This window comes from Roseobacter insulae (assembly GCF_019375555.1).
Taxonomy (GTDB): Bacteria; Pseudomonadota; Alphaproteobacteria; order Rhodobacterales; family Rhodobacteraceae; genus Roseobacter; species Roseobacter insulae.
Genome location: NZ_JAHXDN010000005.1, coordinates 110637 through 127140 on the forward strand (window position 1 = coordinate 110637; position 16504 = coordinate 127140).

The 16504-nt window shown below is 62.0% G+C and carries 12 protein-coding genes; 10 read left to right on the top strand and 2 right to left on the bottom strand.

The genetic code is table 11. From position 1 onward, the window contains the following. Positions 1-21: 21 nt before the first annotated feature. Together hrpB and KX928_RS17660 are read left to right on the top strand one after the other, a co-directional pair. Positions 22-2460, top strand: a complete 2439-nt coding sequence (gene hrpB, locus KX928_RS17655) for an ATP-dependent helicase HrpB (RefSeq protein WP_219505353.1) — start codon at positions 22-24, stop codon at positions 2458-2460. A gap of 235 nt (positions 2461-2695) precedes the next feature. Next, positions 2696-3145 carry an NUDIX hydrolase gene (locus tag KX928_RS17660; protein ID WP_219505355.1) on the top strand — a complete coding sequence of 150 codons (450 nt, stop codon included), beginning with the start codon at positions 2696-2698 and terminating at the stop codon, positions 3143-3145. 6 nt (positions 3146-3151) lie between these two features. Here KX928_RS17660 and argF read toward each other — a convergent pair whose 3' ends face one another. Both argF and KX928_RS17670 read right to left on the bottom strand, forming a co-directional pair. Then, positions 3152-4078, bottom strand: a complete 927-nt coding sequence (gene argF / locus KX928_RS17665) for an ornithine carbamoyltransferase (protein ID WP_219505357.1) — start codon at positions 4076-4078, stop codon at positions 3152-3154. A 76-nt stretch (positions 4079-4154) separates the two neighbouring features. After that, the gene (locus tag KX928_RS17670; protein WP_219505358.1) at positions 4155-5330 is read right to left on the bottom strand and encodes an aspartate aminotransferase family protein; all 1176 of its coding nucleotides are present in this window, start codon (positions 5328-5330) and stop codon (positions 4155-4157) included. Between the two features lie 254 nt (positions 5331-5584). Here KX928_RS17670 and KX928_RS17675 point away from each other — a divergent pair, with 254 nt between their 5' ends. The 8 genes from KX928_RS17675 (at position 5585) to mdoH (ending at position 16375) form a co-directional block, all read left to right on the top strand. Beyond that, the gene (locus tag KX928_RS17675) at positions 5585-6487 is read left to right on the top strand and encodes a DMT family transporter (protein WP_219505360.1); all 903 of its coding nucleotides are present in this window, start codon (positions 5585-5587) and stop codon (positions 6485-6487) included. A gap of 112 nt (positions 6488-6599) precedes the next feature. Then, complete coding sequence (locus KX928_RS17680; RefSeq protein WP_219505362.1) at positions 6600-7166, top strand: GcrA family cell cycle regulator; 567 nt, start codon at positions 6600-6602, stop codon at positions 7164-7166. Positions 7167-7320: 154 nt separating this feature from the next. Beyond that, positions 7321-8943 carry a thiamine pyrophosphate-binding protein gene (locus KX928_RS17685; RefSeq protein ID WP_308342375.1) on the top strand — a complete coding sequence of 541 codons (1623 nt, stop codon included), beginning with the start codon at positions 7321-7323 and terminating at the stop codon, positions 8941-8943. After that, positions 8930-10135: a CaiB/BaiF CoA transferase family protein gene (locus KX928_RS17690; RefSeq protein ID WP_219505985.1), complete on the top strand. Its 1206-nt coding sequence runs from the start codon at positions 8930-8932 to the stop codon at positions 10133-10135. Before KX928_RS17685 ends, KX928_RS17690 begins: the two co-directional genes overlap by 14 nt. A 173-nt stretch (positions 10136-10308) precedes the next feature. Beyond that, a complete protein-coding gene (locus KX928_RS17695) occupies positions 10309-11658 on the top strand; it encodes a tetratricopeptide repeat protein (RefSeq protein ID WP_219505366.1) in 1350 nt (449 codons plus the stop codon). A 48-nt stretch (positions 11659-11706) separates the two neighbouring features. Beyond that, positions 11707-12948, top strand: coding sequence for an OpgC family protein (locus KX928_RS17700; protein ID WP_219505368.1), 1242 nt, complete (start codon positions 11707-11709; stop codon positions 12946-12948). Next, positions 12948-14471: an OpgD/OpgG family glucan biosynthesis protein gene (locus tag KX928_RS17705; protein ID WP_219505370.1), complete on the top strand. Its 1524-nt coding sequence runs from the start codon at positions 12948-12950 to the stop codon at positions 14469-14471. The genes KX928_RS17700 and KX928_RS17705 overlap by 1 nt, the downstream gene beginning before the upstream one ends. After that, positions 14468-16375, top strand: coding sequence for a glucans biosynthesis glucosyltransferase MdoH (mdoH, locus tag KX928_RS17710; RefSeq protein ID WP_219505372.1), 1908 nt, complete (start codon positions 14468-14470; stop codon positions 16373-16375). Before KX928_RS17705 ends, mdoH begins: the two co-directional genes overlap by 4 nt. Positions 16376-16504: the final 129 nt, after the last annotated feature.

The window sequence follows — 16504 nt, forward strand, 5'->3', positions numbered from 1 at the left end:
GGACATTCGATAAGCAAAGGCATGAGCGCCACTCTTCCCATTGATGCCATTCTTCCACAGGTGGTCGACACCCTGCGCGCAGCCGGCAGGCTGGTTCTGCAGGCGCCCCCCGGCGCAGGTAAAACCACGCGTGTGCCGCTCGCCCTGCTGGACGGACAGGTCACCGATGGCCGCATCATCATGCTGGAGCCACGCCGCCTTGCTGCCCGCGCGGCCGCGCAGCGCATGGCGGACACGTTGGGCGAACCCGTGGGCGGAACAGTGGGTTACCGCATCCGGGGCAGCGCCAAGATATCCAAAGTGACAAGGATCGAGGTCGTCACCGAAGGCATTCTTACCCGGATGATCCAGTCGCAACCCGATCTGGCCGGTGTTGGCGTTGTGATTTTCGACGAATTTCACGAGCGCTCTCTGAACGCTGATCTGGGGCTGGCGCTCTGTCTCGATATTGCCGGGGCATTGCGCGATGACCTCTTGCTTGTGGCCATGTCGGCAACCCTTGAGGCCGAACCGGTAGCTGCCCTGATGCAAGCACCCGTGCTGACCTCCGAAGGCCGCGCCTTCGAGGTGACGTCGCATTGGCTGGCCCGACCGCTGGCAAAAACACACAGACTTGAACAGGCGGTTGCTGATCTGACGCTCAGGGCGCTGTCTGAAAATGCCGGCAGCGCATTGGTCTTTCTGCCGGGTGAAGGAGAAATCCGCCGGACCGAGGCCGCCTTGCGCCCGCATTTGCCGCCGAATACCCAGCTGCGTCCGTTGTTTGGCGCGATGCCGTTCAAAGATCAGCGTGCCGCGATCGCGCCCGCCGCCGCCGGTCGCAAGGTCGTGCTTGCCACCGCGATCGCGGAAACATCGCTGACCATTGAAGACATCCGCATCGTCGTGGATGCAGGGCGTGCCCGCAGGGCGGAGTTCGACCCGTCCTCCGGCATGTCCCGCCTGATCACGACGCGGGTCACCCGTGCGGAGGCAGCGCAACGCGCCGGGCGGGCCGGGCGCGTTGCACCGGGCGTGTGCTACAAGCTCTGGACGAAGGGGGAGGACGGCGCGCTGACGGCCCATCCCCCGGCAGAGATCGACGTCGGCGATCTGACCGGGTTGGCGTTGGAACTGGCGATATGGGGCAGCACCGCTGCGCAGATGCAATTTGTAACACCGCCGCACGCGGGGCGTCTGGAAGAGGCGCAAGCGGTCTTACGGATGCTGGGCGCCCTGACCTCTGAAGGACGGATCACCCCGCACGGGCAAACCCTTGCAACACTGCCCCTGCACCCCCGGCTTGCGCATATGGTCGCCACCGGCGGCCCCGATGCGCCGCTGTTGGCCGCAGTGCTGTCGGAACGTGACATCCTGCGCGGAGCCCCGGTTGATCTGTCGTTGAGACTGGCGGCGGCAAAAGACCCCGCGGATTTTCAGAAAATTCACGGGTGGGAACCAAACAGGCAGGCCGTTGCCCGCATGCGCGATGACGCTAAACGGTTGGCGGCACGCGTGTGCGGCGAAGGCCCCAACGGCACCGCTGTGCTGGCCGCGCTGGCCTATCCTGACCGCATTGGTCAACGCCGCCCCGGGGACGCGCCGCGTTACATCCTGTCGGGCGGCAAGGGAGCGGTGATGCCAGAGGGCGATCCCCTGTCCAACGCGCCGTTTCTGGTGGCCACCGATCTGGATGGCGACCCGCGGGAAGCCCGCATACGTCAGGCCGTTGCCCTGACGCAATCCGAACTCCGTGCGACATTCCCCGACCAGATTGCCTGGCACACCCTGTGTGACTGGTCACGCCGCCACGGGCGCGTCTTAACACGTCGGCAAGAACGCTTCGGCGCGCTGGTCCTGGAAGACCGTGTCTGGCCCGATGCTCCCGCCGAGGACATCGCGATCGCCATGCTGGAGGGCGTGCGCCAACTGGGCCTGCATCCGAACGCGCAGTCAAAACGTCTGCTGGCGCGGGCACGGCTGATGCAACAGGAAACAGCCGATTTCCCCGATTTCTCGGAGCCATACCTGATGACCACGCTGGAGGCATGGTTATTGCCACATCTGACCGGCGTGCGATCCACCGAAGACTGGAAACGATTTGATTTCACGCCGGCGCTGCTGGCGCGCCTGACATGGGATCAGTCGCAGGCGCTGCAGCAGGCGGCGCCCGCGCATTTCACTACGCCCCTCGGGCGCAAGGTGCCAATCGACTATGAGGACGGTCGGCCTCGTATCGCGGTACGGTTGCAAGAGGTTTTTGGCGTCACCCGCCACCCGATGATTGCCGGAACACCTTTGCAGGTGACCTTGCTGTCACCTGCACAGCGTCCAGTACAGGTGACCGAAGACCTCCCTGGGTTCTGGGCATCTTCCTATGCGGAGGTGCGCAAGGACATGCGCGGCCGTTACCCCAAACACCCCTGGCCGGAAGACCCCACCCAGGCAGATCCCACGGTGCGCGCAAAGCCAAGGAAATAACCACATCCAGGATCACTGCGGCGGCAGACCGGGTTGTAGCTGCGTCATGTCCATGGACGCCGGCAAATTCTCCACCATTAAAAAATTCTTTGCGCGAAGCCGTTTACAGAAAATTTTAACTTTCCTGCGAAAGTATTGTGAAACGAGGGGCGGAAACCTTCTGAAATGGCAACAATTTGAAATAAATAAACAAATCTGGTAGGGTTTAAAAAAATGAGCAGAAAATAAGATGAGCATGCAAAAGAGACTCCCCAAAACTGCGTCCTGCGCAGAAGCTGAGCCAAAACGACAGCGTCAGGTGGCGGCTGTTTGCTACCGGAACACGCGCGCAGGTAAAAAGGTCTTGTTGGTCACAAGCCGGGACACCGGCAGGTGGATTGTCCCCAAAGGCTGGCCGATCGACGGGCTTGATGATCCGGACGCCGCCCTGCAGGAAGCCTGGGAAGAAGCCGGCGTCAAATCGGCCGATGTGCAGACCGATCCCGTGGGCCACTTTGACTATGACAAACGGTTGGCGGACGGCGATGTGACGCCGGTGCAGGCTCAGGTCTACATGGCCGAGGTCGAAGGGTTGGCCGACACGTACCCCGAAGACCACCAGCGTGACCGCGAGTGGTTCTCTCAGGAGGAAGCCGCCGCGCGCGTGGATGAACCCGAGCTTAAGGCGATCTTGCGCAAACTGTGAGCGGGCTCAGACCTGCAGGCACCACCTTAAAATCGCCTTTTGTGCGTGCAGACGGTTTTCCGCTTCATCGAAGATTACCGAATGCGGGCCATCCATCACGTCCGATGTCGCCTCGTCGTCGCGATGCGCGGGCAAACAGTGCATGAACAAGGCGTCTGGCTTGGCTTTTGACATCAGTGCGGCGTCCACGCGGTAGGGCCGCAGCTGATTGTGCCGCCGCTCCCGGGCGGATTGCGCGTCATGCATGGACACCCAGGTATCCGTGACCACCAGATCGGCGCCTTCGACGGCTTTCGCCGGGTCCCGCTCGATCTTGACTGTCGACCCCTTCGCCCGTGCCAGACTGACGAACTCCTCCTCTGGGTCCAGGGTCGGAGGACCGGTGAACGTCAGATCGAAACCGAACTGGCCTGCCGCATGCAGGAAGGATGCGCAGACGTTGTTGCCATCTCCGGACCAGACGACTTTCTTGCCCCGGATGGGTCCCCTGTGTTCCTCGAAGGTCATCACATCCGCCATGATCTGGCAGGGATGGGTCCGGTCGGTGAGACCGTTCACCACCGGCACCGACGCGAATTCAGCCATTTCAGTCAGAACCGCCTCGTCAAAAGTGCGGATCATGATCAGATCGACGTAGCGGCTCAGAACGCGCGCGGTGTCGGCAATGGTTTCGCCATGGCCCAACTGCATGTCCGACCCCGACAATACCATGGTTTGCCCACCCATCTGGCGCACGCCCACATCAAAGGACACGCGTGTCCTTGTAGAGGGCTTTTCGAAAATCAGCGCCACCATACGACCTTCAAGGGGCTTGTCATCATCCAGCGCCCCGCGGGGACGGCCCGACCGCGCGGATTTCATTTGCGCAGCGTTATCAATGATGAGCCGCAGGTCTGCCGGATCGGTTAGGTGGATATCGAGAAAGTGGTTCATGTCAGTTCGCCTTTTAGGACGCGGAGGTGGCGCGATACGCTCATTTCCTTCACAGGTGTGGGGATCAGGTTGGTGGTCAGGCTGCCGACAGGGATGCCGCGGCGGCCTCAAGACGGTCGACGGCCTGCGCGATTTCTGCATCCTCGATCGTCAGAGGTGGCAACAGCCGGACAACGTTGTCCGCGGCAGGCACCGTCAGCACCAGAGCGTCGTAACCGGCTTGCACCACATCGGTATTCGCCGCCTTGCACTTGATCCCCAGCATCAGGCCTGACCCCCGCACCTCTTCGAATACGTCCGGATGCGCCGCCACAAGCCCTTCGAGCTTTTGGCGGAACAGCCCTGCCTTGCGGTTGACGTCATCCAGAAAGGCCGGGTCGGTCACGTGATCCATCACGGCGCAGCCGACGGCGCACCCCAGCGGATTGCCCCCGTAGGTCGACCCATGGGTGCCCAGCGTCATGCCGCTGGCGGCCGCTTCGGTGGCCAGCACGGCGCCGATGGGAAAGCCGCCCCCGATCCCCTTTGCCACCATCATGATGTCCGGCGTGATCCCCGACCATTCATGGGCAAAAAGTTTGCCGGTCCGCGCGACGCCACATTGCACCTCGTCGAAAATCAATAAAATGCCGTGCTCGTCGCAGAGATCCCGCAGCCCCTTGAGGCATTGGTCCGGCACCGGACGGATACCCCCTTCACCCTGCACCGGCTCAATAATGATGGCGCCCGTGGTCTCGGTAATCGCCGCCGTCAGCGCGTCATGATCGCCGAATTCCAGATGGACGAAACCCGGCAGCAGCGGCCCAAATCCCTTTGTCATCTTTTCCGATCCCGCGGCCGCGATCCCTGCGGAGGACCGTCCATGGAACGACCCGGTGAAGGCAATGATATCCGCCTTTTCGGGATGGCCCTTCTCCGTCCAGTACTTGCGTGCCATTTTCACGGCCAGTTCGCAGGCCTCCGTGCCGGAATTGGTGAAAAACACCGTGTCGGCGAAAGTGTGTTCCGTCAGTCTGTCGGCCAGAGCCTGCTGTTGCGGAATCTGGTAGAGGTTGGATGTGTGCCACAGCGCATTTGCCTGATCGGTCAATGCCTTGACCAATGCGGGATGTGCATGTCCCAGCGCGGTGACCGCAATGCCCGCCGCGAGGTCCAGAAAACGTCGGCCATCCGCCTCGATCAGCCAAGCGCCTTCGCCTTTGACAAAGCTGAGCGGTGCACGGGCATAAGTGGGCAGAAGGGTCGGGATCATCGGATCGTCCTTGTAAAAGGTCTGCGGCAAGAGCACGGAACGTGCATGAGGCGGACAGACAGGTCAATATGTTTTGGAAGGGAGGGATGCGCACCGGGGGCGGGATCACGGCAGCGGGATTAAGCGCCTGCGCGTCGTCGGACAGAAATATGTGCCATCGTGATCATAGAAGCCGGATAGCCTAAGCGCATGCATTTTGCAAAGGTGTTTTTGCGCTCTTGATAGCCGTCCGCATAAGGGTCATAGCGGGCCACATGTTTCAACCGAAAGCGCACAATCCCCGCCTCGCCGTTCTGCTGATGGTGACGGCCACCGCTTTCATTGCCGGCACCACGCTCTTCGCAAAAGCGCTTGGCAGCGAAGCTCTCGGCCCCGCGCTGCACCCCCTGCAGGTCAGCCACGGGCGGTTCGTCTTTGCGTTCATGGCGATTTCGGGTGCTGTTGCGATCATGCGTCCTGCATTGACGCGCCCGAACTGGGGCCTGCACTGTGCCCGGACTTTCTTTGGATGGGGCGGGGTGACGCTGATGTTCGCCTCGGTCGCATTCATTCCGCTGGCGGATGCCACGGCGATCGTGTTTCTGAACCCCGTCTTCGGAATGATCCTCGCCATTCCCCTTCTGGGAGAAAAAGTCGGACCTGTCCGCTGGACGGCGGCAACAATCGCCTTTGCAGGCGCGATGATCCTGCTGCGCCCGACACCCGACAGCTTTCAGATCGCCAGCCTTCTGGCGCTGGCCGCCGCCGTGATCATGGGGGTGGAAGTGATCTTCATCAAAAAGCTGTCGGGACGCGAGTTGCCGGTGCAGGTCTTGCTGATCAACAACTTCCTGGGCGTGATCATCGCCTCGGCGGCTGTCCTTGCCGTCTGGCAAATGCCCACCCCCGCTCAATGGGCCGTACTGGTCGCCCTGGGGGTATGTATGGCCTTGGCGCAGGCCTGTTTTGTCAACGCGATGGCCCGCGCGGACGCCAGTTTCGTTGCCCCGTTCAGCTACGGCACACTGATCTTCGCAACCCTCTACGACATGGCGTTCTTTGCACAAATTCCGGATATCGTGACGCTCGTCGGAACGGGCACGATCCTGTCCGGCGGAACTTTTTTGGCCTGGCGCGAGGCCCGGCTGCGCCAGCGTGCGCGAAACACTGCGTCATGATTGCACGTTCACCGCTTGTAACTCCGCCCTCAGTGATTAAAATAGGGCGCTGACGAGAATGATCGGACGGTCCTCACACTGCAGGGCCGTTTTTAATTTTGGGGAATGCCTGATGTCGTGGACTGACGATCGCGTGGAACTGCTCAAGAAAATGTGGGGCGAAGGGCAATCCGCCAGCCAGATCGCCAAGGAACTGGGTGGTGTGACGCGCAATGCGGTCATCGGCAAAGTGCATCGGCTGGGCCTCTCCAACCGGGCGACGGCCTCTGCCACCGCCAAGCCGGAGCCTAAGGCAAAGGCTACGCCCAAGACCGAGGCAAAGCCCAAGCCCGCGCCGAAGGCCGCGGAACCGGCTGCGAAGGCCCCGGCTGATGCAGCCCCGAAACCACTGCCCGCGCGCAAGCAGATCATTCCTGCCGGTCAGCCTTTGCCGCCGCAGCCGTCGGCCAATGAAATCAGCCCCGAAGCGCTGGCCAAGGTCTCCGAGATCGAGAAGAAGGCCAAGAAGCTCTCCTTGATGGAATTGACCGAGCGCACCTGCAAATGGCCGGTCGGCGACCCCGCAACCGAGGATTTCTGGTTCTGCGGATTGCCGGTTCAACAGGGTAAACCCTACTGCGAGGCTCACGTGGGCGTGGCTTTCCAGCCCATGTCATCGCGCCGTGACCGTCGCCGCTGACACAGCTTGTTAACGCAGAACAGTCGACTTAAGCCCGACCCCGGCAGGTTCGGGCTTTTTTTCCCGTTGAAACAGTTCGAACGCAATGGTGAATTGCGCTGCGCTCTGCTTCGTTTATGACCGAGCGGAGAGTTTTTGGCGGGAGGGGGCACAGGTGTCCACATCATCAACGATCCGGGCGGCAGATGCGCTGGCCAGACGCCTTTATGCAGAGGGTTGTCGTTACGCCTTCGGGATGCCGGGCGGCGAGGTCCTGACCCTTGTCGATGCTTTGGAGGACGCGGGCATCCGGTTCGTCCTGGCCAAGCATGAGAACGCCGCCGCCTTCATGGCCGAAGGAGCCTACCACCGCACCGGTGCGCCCGGCATCCTTGTGGCAACTGTTGGTCCCGGCGCCTTGAACGGTGTGAATGCTGTCGCCAACGCGCACCAGGACCGTGTGCCGATGATCGTTCTGGCAGGGGCGGTGGACGCGGATGAAGCGCAAACCTATACACATCAGGTGCTCGACCAGCAGGCAGTCTTCAGACCGATCACCAAAGCGACGTTTTCGCTGGTGCCGGGTGCGGCCCATGTGATCGCGGATAAGGCCGTCGCCATCGCCACCGAAGGCAGGCCCGGACCCGTGCATATTGATGTGCCTATTTCCGTCGCCGATGCCTCGGTGCCCGCTGTCGCACCGCCGACCCGGCCGAAGGCCTCGCCGACGGCACCCTCCGGGGCGGATCTGGCGACCGCGCGCAGGTGGCTGTCGGAGGCAAAGCGCCCGATAATGGTTGTGGGGCTCGATGCCATGGTTGAAGGTGCAGGGGCCGAAATCACTGCCTTCGCAGAGAAGTACAACGTCCCCGTTGTCACCACCTACAAGGCGAAAGGGCTGCTTGCCGAGGATCACGCGCTCTCTCTGGGCGGGGCGGGGTTATCACCGTTGGCGGATAGCCACCTGTTGCCCCTGATCGAAAAGGCGGACCTGGTCCTCTGTGTCGGCTACGATCCGATAGAAATGCGCGTCGGCTGGCGCGATGTCTGGGATCCGGCCCGACAGCGGGTGATCGACATCACCGCCGTGCCGAACCACCACTACATGCATCAGTCCGGTCTGAATTTTGTCGCCGGATGCGCAGCCAGTCTGGCCGCGATCGCCGAAGGTGTCGCCCCCTCTGACACATGGCCAGAGGGCGAGGTTGCCGCCACGAAATCAAGCCTCGCAGAGGCCTTTCCAAAGCAGGAAGCCTGGGGGCCCGCAGCCATCATGGACACCTGCCGTCAGGTGCTGCCCCGGAATGCCCTGGCCACTGTCGACAGCGGCGCACACCGCATCCTGCTCAGCCAGATGTGGGAGTGCTACGAGCCGCGGGGGCTGACGCAGTCGACCGCGCTGTGCACGATGGGCTGTGCCATCCCGCTGGCGATGGGGACCAAGCTTGCCGATCCGGGCCGCACAGTGATCGGCTTTTGCGGCGATGCCGGCTTCCTGATGGTGGCGGGCGAGCTCTCCACCGCGGCGGAGCTGGCGGTAACGCCGATCATCCTTGTATTCGTGGATGCATCCCTGTCGCTGATTGAGCTCAAGCAGCGGTCGCGCCAGATGAAGAACCGCGGGGTGGATTTCGCGCGGCATGACTTCGCAGCCATGGGCGCGGCTTTCGGGGGCGCGGGTCACACGGTGACAACGCGTGACGAGCTGACAGACGCACTGAACGCGGCGATGTCGGCAGATACCTTCACGGTGATAGCCGCCGTCATTGACCGGGGGGCGTATGATGGTCGCCTCTGACAGTCCGATGGCGCTGGACGGTCTTGTTGTGCTTGATCTCAGCCGCATTCTGGCAGGACCCACGGCAACCCAGCTGCTGGGTGATCTCGGCGCGACGGTGATCAAGGTGGAAAATCCCAGAACCAAGGGCGATGACACCCGTGGCTGGGGGCCGAACTATGTGCGTGACAGCGATGGCGCGCGCACGGATTTGTCGGCCTATTTCATGGCGGCAAACCGCAACAAGCTGTCGATCTCCGTCGATCTGGCATCGGACGACGGGCAGGAAACCATCCGTCACCTTGCCGCCCGCGCGGATGTGATCGTTGAGAACTACAAGCCGGGCGGGCTGGAAAAATACGGGCTGGACCACGCAACCCTTCTGGCCGCGCATCCGCAGCTGGTTTACTGCTCGATCTCCGGTTTTGGTCAGACAGGACCGAACCGGGACCAGCCGGGTTATGATCTGATGGCGCAGGGATACGGCGGGATCATGTCTCTGACCGGTGCCCCCGACGGGCCGCCCATGAAAGTCGGCGTTGGCATCGCCGATGTGATGTGTGGCATGTATGCCACCGTGGGCGTTCTGGCCGCTTTGCGTCACCGCGACGCCACCGGCGAAGGCCAGCACATTGATCTGGCCCTTGTCGATGCGCAAATGGCGTGGTTGATCAACGAGGGTACCAATTTCCTGACCTCGGGCAAACTGCCCGAACGGCGCGGCAACGCGCATCCGAATATCGTGCCCTATGACGCTTTCCCCTGCGCAGAAGGTCACTTCTTGCTTGCTGTGGGCAATGATGCACAGTTCGCCCGGTTCTGCGACGCCTTTGGCCTCGCCTCGCTGGCGGATGATCCGGCCTATCAGACGAATTTGTCCCGGATCGAAAACCGCGTGAGCCTTACCGAAATCCTGTCGCGCACGCTGGCCGACCTGCCGCGAGACGAGATCCTCAGGAGGTGTCACGCCGTCAAAGTCCCGGCAGGTCCGATCCACACGGTCGAGGAAGCGCTGCAGTCCGATCAGGCCATCGCGCGCGACACGGTGGTTGCGGTGGACACGCCGGGCGCCGCCACTGGATCTGTCGCGCTTCTGGGCAATCCCCTGAAGTTTTCGCGCACGCCGGTTCAGTACAGACGCCCGCCGCCAAGGTTCGGGCAAAACACAAACACCGTTCTTGAAATGTTTGGAATCGCGCCCAAAGCGGATTGAAACAAGGCTGCCCGATCGGCCCGAATCCGCCTGTTTTCAGACCGAATTTCTGAAACATAGGCAGAATCTTAACACGTCGCTTCACGTTGGCGTGTAACGACGCCTCTGATCCTTCGCGCCTTCCGATATTGCGTTAAACAAAATGCAGATCAATGAACGAAGGCGCGATCCCGATGATGTATGATATCTGTTACAGCCCTGTTACGCTCTCCACGCCTGAGGCACTGGCCGACTGGAACGGCATGATCCATGCCTTTCTGGCGCATGGAACCGCTACCCCGACGCATCTGGGCGCGGTTTTGACCAGCCACCCGAATTTCGCGATGGGCCACGCCGCCCGGGGATTGTTTTCCCTGATGATGGGCCGGGCGGAGCTGGTGCAAACGGCGCATGACGCATTGAGGGATGCGCGGACGGCACAAGACGCCTGCCCCCTGTCCGATCGCGAAAGGCTGTGGGTGGAGGCTCTGGATCACTGGCTGGACGGCAAACCATCCGGCGCCATTGCCGCCATGGAACAGATTTTGACGACGCATCCGGCCGATACGCTGTCTGCCAAAGTCAGCCATGCCATTCGCTTCATTCTCGGCGATGCAAATGGGATGCGCACCTCGATCGAGCGGGTGTTGGGTGCACATGGGCAAGACCACGCCTGCCGCGGGTTCGCCCTTGGGTGCCATGCGTTTTCTCTGGAAGAAACCGGCGACTATGACCGCGCCGAAGCCGCCGGGCGCGAAGGTCTCTTGCTTGCGCCTGACGATTCCTGGGGGCTTCACGCCATTACCCATGTCTACGACATGACAGCGCGGCCCGACCTCGGGATCAACCTGATCGAAAGCCATGCGAGCGCCTGGGATCATTGCAACAACTTCCGCTACCACGTCTGGTGGCACAAGGCGCTGCTGCATATGGACAAGGGGGAGCTGGATGTAGCTCTCGGCCTCTATGACGCCCAGATCCGAGCCGACAAGACCGACGACTATCGCGACATCTCCAACGCGACATCGCTGCTGGTGCGGCTGGAGCTTGAGGGTATGGATGTCGGACCCCGCTGGGAAGAACTGGCGGACCTCGCGCAGAACCGTACGGATGATGGCTGCGTGGTATTTGCTGACCTGCATTACATGCTGGCCCTGACCGGCGCGGACCGCCCGGACGCCAGGGACGCCATGGCCCGGCGTTTCGCCAAGGATGCCGCAAAATCCGGCGAGATGCCGCAACGCTACGCCGATCCGGGTGTGGCCGCCCTGTCGGGCCTGAACGCCTTCGCCGAAGGGCGGTATGACGCCGCCTTTGCCGATCTGGTTGTCGCGCGGCCCGCCATGCAGACCATCGGTGGCAGCCATGCGCAACGCGACGTGTTCGAACGCATCACCATCGATGCGGGGTTGCGGGCCGGCCGCTATGATCAAACCGAAGCCGTGATCCAGGATCGCCTCGCGCGGCGGGCCGGTCGCAAGGATCGTTTCACACTTACCCGCCTCGCCACGATCGAGCAGGCCCGGCGGATCCCCGCACAGTAAAGCGTTGCCCCTGATGACAAATGTAATCTCACAGCATAAAGACCGGCCATGACACTTGCCGATCCTACTCATCTGGTGCGCAGCGCCACTGGTCATGCCGTGAACGCCGCGGCAGGTGTGAAGCAGCGCGACCTCCGTCTGGATTTCTTCCGCGGCATCGCGATGTTCATCATCCTGTTCGCGCACACGCCCGGTAACTTCTTTACCTCATGGATACCCGCGCGATGGGGGTTTTCCGACGCCACGGAAATCTTTGTCTTCTGCTCGGGCATGGCCTCTGCCATCGCCTTCGGTCGCGCCTATGACACTGCGGGCTGGAGACTGGGCACCGCCCGGGTCAGTTTTCGCGTCTGGCAGGTCTACTGGGCCCATCTCGGGCTATTCTTCGCGGTGGCAACCCTGCTGGCTGGCATCGACATGACCGGCGCCTATGACAAGGTCTACATCGGCTCCCTGAACCTGTGGAAATTCTTTGCCGAGCCCGGCCCGCAACTTGTCGGGCTTATGACCCTCACCTACGTGCCGAACTATTTCGACATTCTGCCCATGTATATGGTGGTACTGGCAATGATGCCGCTGATCATGGCCCTGTCCCGGGTGCATCTGGGTCTGGTTGCGCTCTTTGTGGGCGGTATGTGGCTTTTTGCCCAGAGGCGCGTACTGGCAGAGGCGGGGCTGGAGGCGTATCACTTTGGCCTGCCGGCAGAGCCTTGGTCCGACCGCAAATGGTTCTTTAACCCGTTTGGCTGGCAGCTGATCTTCTTCACTGGATTTGCCTTCATGCGCGGCTGGTTGCCAAAACCGCCCGTGACACCCCTGCTGATCGGGCTGGCGACTGTCGTGGTGCTGTTGAACATCCCGCTGTCCAATATCGGCGTGCGCGAGTTTGGCTTTGACTGGGCGCGCGACTGGCGCATCGCCAATCGCATCTGGATCACCAAGTCCGATTTTGGTCTTCTGCGCTATGTGCATTTCCTTGCACTGGCCTATCTGTGCTGGGTGGCCGCGGGGGACAAGGGCGCGCGGCTGCTGGCGCAGGGTGAAGGGATGCTGGCAAAGCTATGGCAGAATATTCTGGCGATCATACTCAAGGTCGGGCAGCAGTCGCTGGCCGTGTTCATCGTCAGCATGTTCACGGCGCGTGTCAGCGGGTTTGTAATGGATAACATCGGGCGTGACACCCTTACCGTGGTCGCCGTGAACTTTGCCGGCATGGGCGTTCTGGTTCTGACAGCCTATGGCGCGGGGTGGTACAAGTCACAGCCCTGGCGCAAGAAGGCAGACACCTGATGCTGCGCCGCGACCTTCTGAAATCTCTGGCGGCTCTGGCCGCTACCCCTTCGGTCAGTTTCGCGGGGGAACCCGGGCTGCAACTGGGCGATGCCAAGCCATTTGACGGCGAAACCGTGCGGACCCGCGCAAAAGCGCTTGCGGCTCAGGATTACGTCCCCCGTCCGCTGATCCCTGAAAGCTGGCGCAATCTCACCTATGACCAGTACCGCAAGATCTGGTTTGACGGCCGGAATGCGCTTTGGGAAGGGTCGGACAAGCCGCAACGCGTCGATGTCTTTCCGCCCGGGCTGTATTTCCCGCAGGCCGTCGAAGTGAACGTCGTCGAGAACGGTGCCGCCCGGCCGCTGGCGTTCGACATGGGCGTTTTCGACACCACCGACAAATTCCCGGAAGTGGAAATAGATGCGACCCTTGGCTATTCGGGGTTGCGGCTACGAGCCGAACTGGAACAGGCCGATATCTTTCAGGAATACGCCGTTTTTCAGGGCGCGAGCTATTTCCGCGGGATCGGTACCGGCGAGACATACGGTCTGTCAGCGCGCGGGCTCGCCCTGAAAACCGGCGATCCGATGGGCGAGGAATTTCCCGACTTCACGGCCTTCTGGCTGGAAACGCCGCACCCCGGTTCCGGCACGGTTGTGCTGCATGCCCTGCTCGACAGTGTGAGCTGTACCGGTGCCTACCGTTTCGACATCTCGCATGGCGACACGCTGCGCATGTCTGTCTCCGCCGAGATCTTTGCCCGTGCCGAAATGCGTCACGTCGGTATCGCGCCACTGACATCCATGTTCCTGTTTGACGAGACCATGCGCCAGCGGTTCGATGATTTCCGCCCGGCGGTACACGACAGCGATGGATTGCTGATCCACAATGGCGCCGGAGAGGTGATCTGGCGGCCGCTGGCGAACCCCCTGACACTGCAGATCAGTGCGTTTGCCGACAACAATCCGCGCGGCTTTGGCCTGATGCAGCGTCCGCGGAATTTCCGCGACTACGCGGATCTCGAAGCGCTTTACCACTCGCGTCCCTCAGTCTGGATCACTCCGCAGGAAGACTGGGGGCAAGGCTCCGTCACCCTTGTCGAGATTCCCGCTGATCTGGAAATCTACGACAACATCGTCGCTTACTGGCGCCCCTCGGAACCGATTGCCGCAGGCGCCAGCCACAAAATGAGCTACCTGCTGGATTGGGGAGAGGACCCGGCGCCACAGGCGGAAATGCCGCTGCGCGTCGTCAACACGGCAATCGGCGGGCGGCCTGAAGGCGGCAATATCGTCGCGATTGATTTTGAAGACGGTGCACTTGTTCCCGACGATCTGTCACGCGTGGATATCATACTGCGCGGCAGCGCGGGAACGGTGACGCCCGGACTGGTGCAAAGAAATCCTGAAACCAATGGGCCGCGACTGGCGTTTACCTTTCAACCAGAAGAGGCCCGCTACATCGAATTCCGGGCACAGTTGCGCCTGGATGGCGCGCCGCTCAGCGAGGTGTGGCTTTACCGTTGGACAACCGGATGAAAGACCTGACTGCGGATATCGGCACAACCGACACGCGGGCAATGCCGCCGCGGGCACCTCTGAGCATGCGCGCGCAGGATTTTTCCGCGCCGCCCGACGCCGCCGTTGCCTTGGGCGATCAGACACCCCGGCGTACACTGGGGTGGCGGCTGGCGGTTTTTGTCCCGGCGCTTGTCGGAACGGCGCTGCTGGTATCGGGAATTTATGGCTGGCTGGCGGAAACCGGCATGACTGGTCTGGAATGGGCGTTGCTGATGATGATCGGCGTGACGTTCATCTGGGTCACCCTGTCGGTCAGCACCGTTGGTGTGGCCATCGCCGGTCTTCTGGCCCGCGAGGAGGCACAGACGCGGCCTCGCGGGGATGTGCACCCCCTGAATGTCGCGCTGCTCGTCCCGGTCTACAACGAGGTTCCCAGCGATGTTTTCGGGAATGCCGCCGCAATGCTCGAGGACCTCGCGCGGCGTGACACCAGACATCGCTACGCGATCTTTGTTCTTTCCGACACCCGCGATGCCGCCATTGCGCTTGAAGAAGAACAGGCCTTCGAGGTCCTGCGCACCTCCGCACCCGCTGGGATCGCCGTGCACTATCGTCGCCGCGCGACGAATACCGACAAGAAGGTCGGCAACCTCGTTGATTGGATCACCGGGTGGGGGGCTGCCCACGATGCGATGGTGGTGCTTGACGCGGACAGCCTGATGACCGGCCGCGCAATCGATCGGCTGGCCGATGAACTCAGCGTCGACCCGCACGCGGGATTGATCCAGACCTTCCCCATGCTGATCGGGGCAGAAACGCTTTTCGCGCGGCTGCAACAGTTTTCTAACATCGCTTACGGATGGCTGCTCGCCGAAGGGTTGGCAAAGTGGGCACGCAGCGAAGGGAACTACTGGGGGCACAACGCGATTATCCGGACCCGCGCGTTCGCGGCTTCTGCAGGGTTGCCCTACCTTCGCGGCCGTAAGGGCCGGTCTGAACTGATCCTCAGCCACGATTTTGTCGAAGCGGGCCTGTTGCGGCGCGCCGGCTGGCGTGTCCGGTTCCTGCCCCGGGTCACCGGCAGCTTCGAGGAAACACCCGGCACACTGATAGACTATGTCCTGCGGGATCAGCGCTGGTGTCGCGGGAACCTGCAACACCTGCGTCTGCTGCGTACAGCCGGACTGCACCCCGTGTCACGGTTTCACCTGTTGCACGGTGCCGTGAGCTACCTGTTATCGCCTGCCTGGTTCGTCCTGCTGGTGATCTGGGCGCTGCTGGGCAAGGATTCCGAAACCAACGTGGTGCGCTATTTTAACGAGACCAATCCCCTGTTTCCCGACTGGCCCCCCGAGATGAGCCACATCGATTCAGCGGTGTTTCTCGTCATCATGTACGCGATGTTGCTCAGCCCCAAGCTTGTGGGTGCGGCCATTATCTCGCTGCACCCCAAGGCCACACGGGTCTACGGCGGCCGTATCGCCTTTTTGATGGCATTTGCGGTGGAGATCATTCTCTCCATTGCTTACGCGCCGGTTCTGATGATCCAGCAAACGCGGGCCGTATTACGGGCGATGTTTGGCAAGTCAGACGCCTGGGCGGCGCAGTCGCGGCATGCGAACGCCTATCCGCTGACAACGCTGATCCGGTTCCATTGGGTGGAAACGGTTCTGGGCCTGCTGCTTCTGGTGGGTCTGGCAGCGGGCCTTGTATCATTCTGGCTTATCCCCATCGCGGCCAGCCTGAGCCTTGCGGTGCCGCTGTCGGCACTCAGCGCCTGGCCCCTGCCCCGCTCCCTGCCCGGCGGCCTGCGTATGCAAAGCCCCAATACGCTGCGCGAACCCGCGATCGTCGGACGCGCGCGGAATGCGCGCTCCCGGATGCGCATGGTTCTGAATGCAAACCGGTTTCCGGCTGAGTGATTTTTCCCATGTTTGTTGGCGTTGGAGCCTTCTGAATACCTTGCGGGCCAGCCGGGTCGCCGCACAACCGATCAGCTTCTCAGGGCTCCACCGTTAATCTCGTTGTCGCGACAGATGGCAGCCGCATTT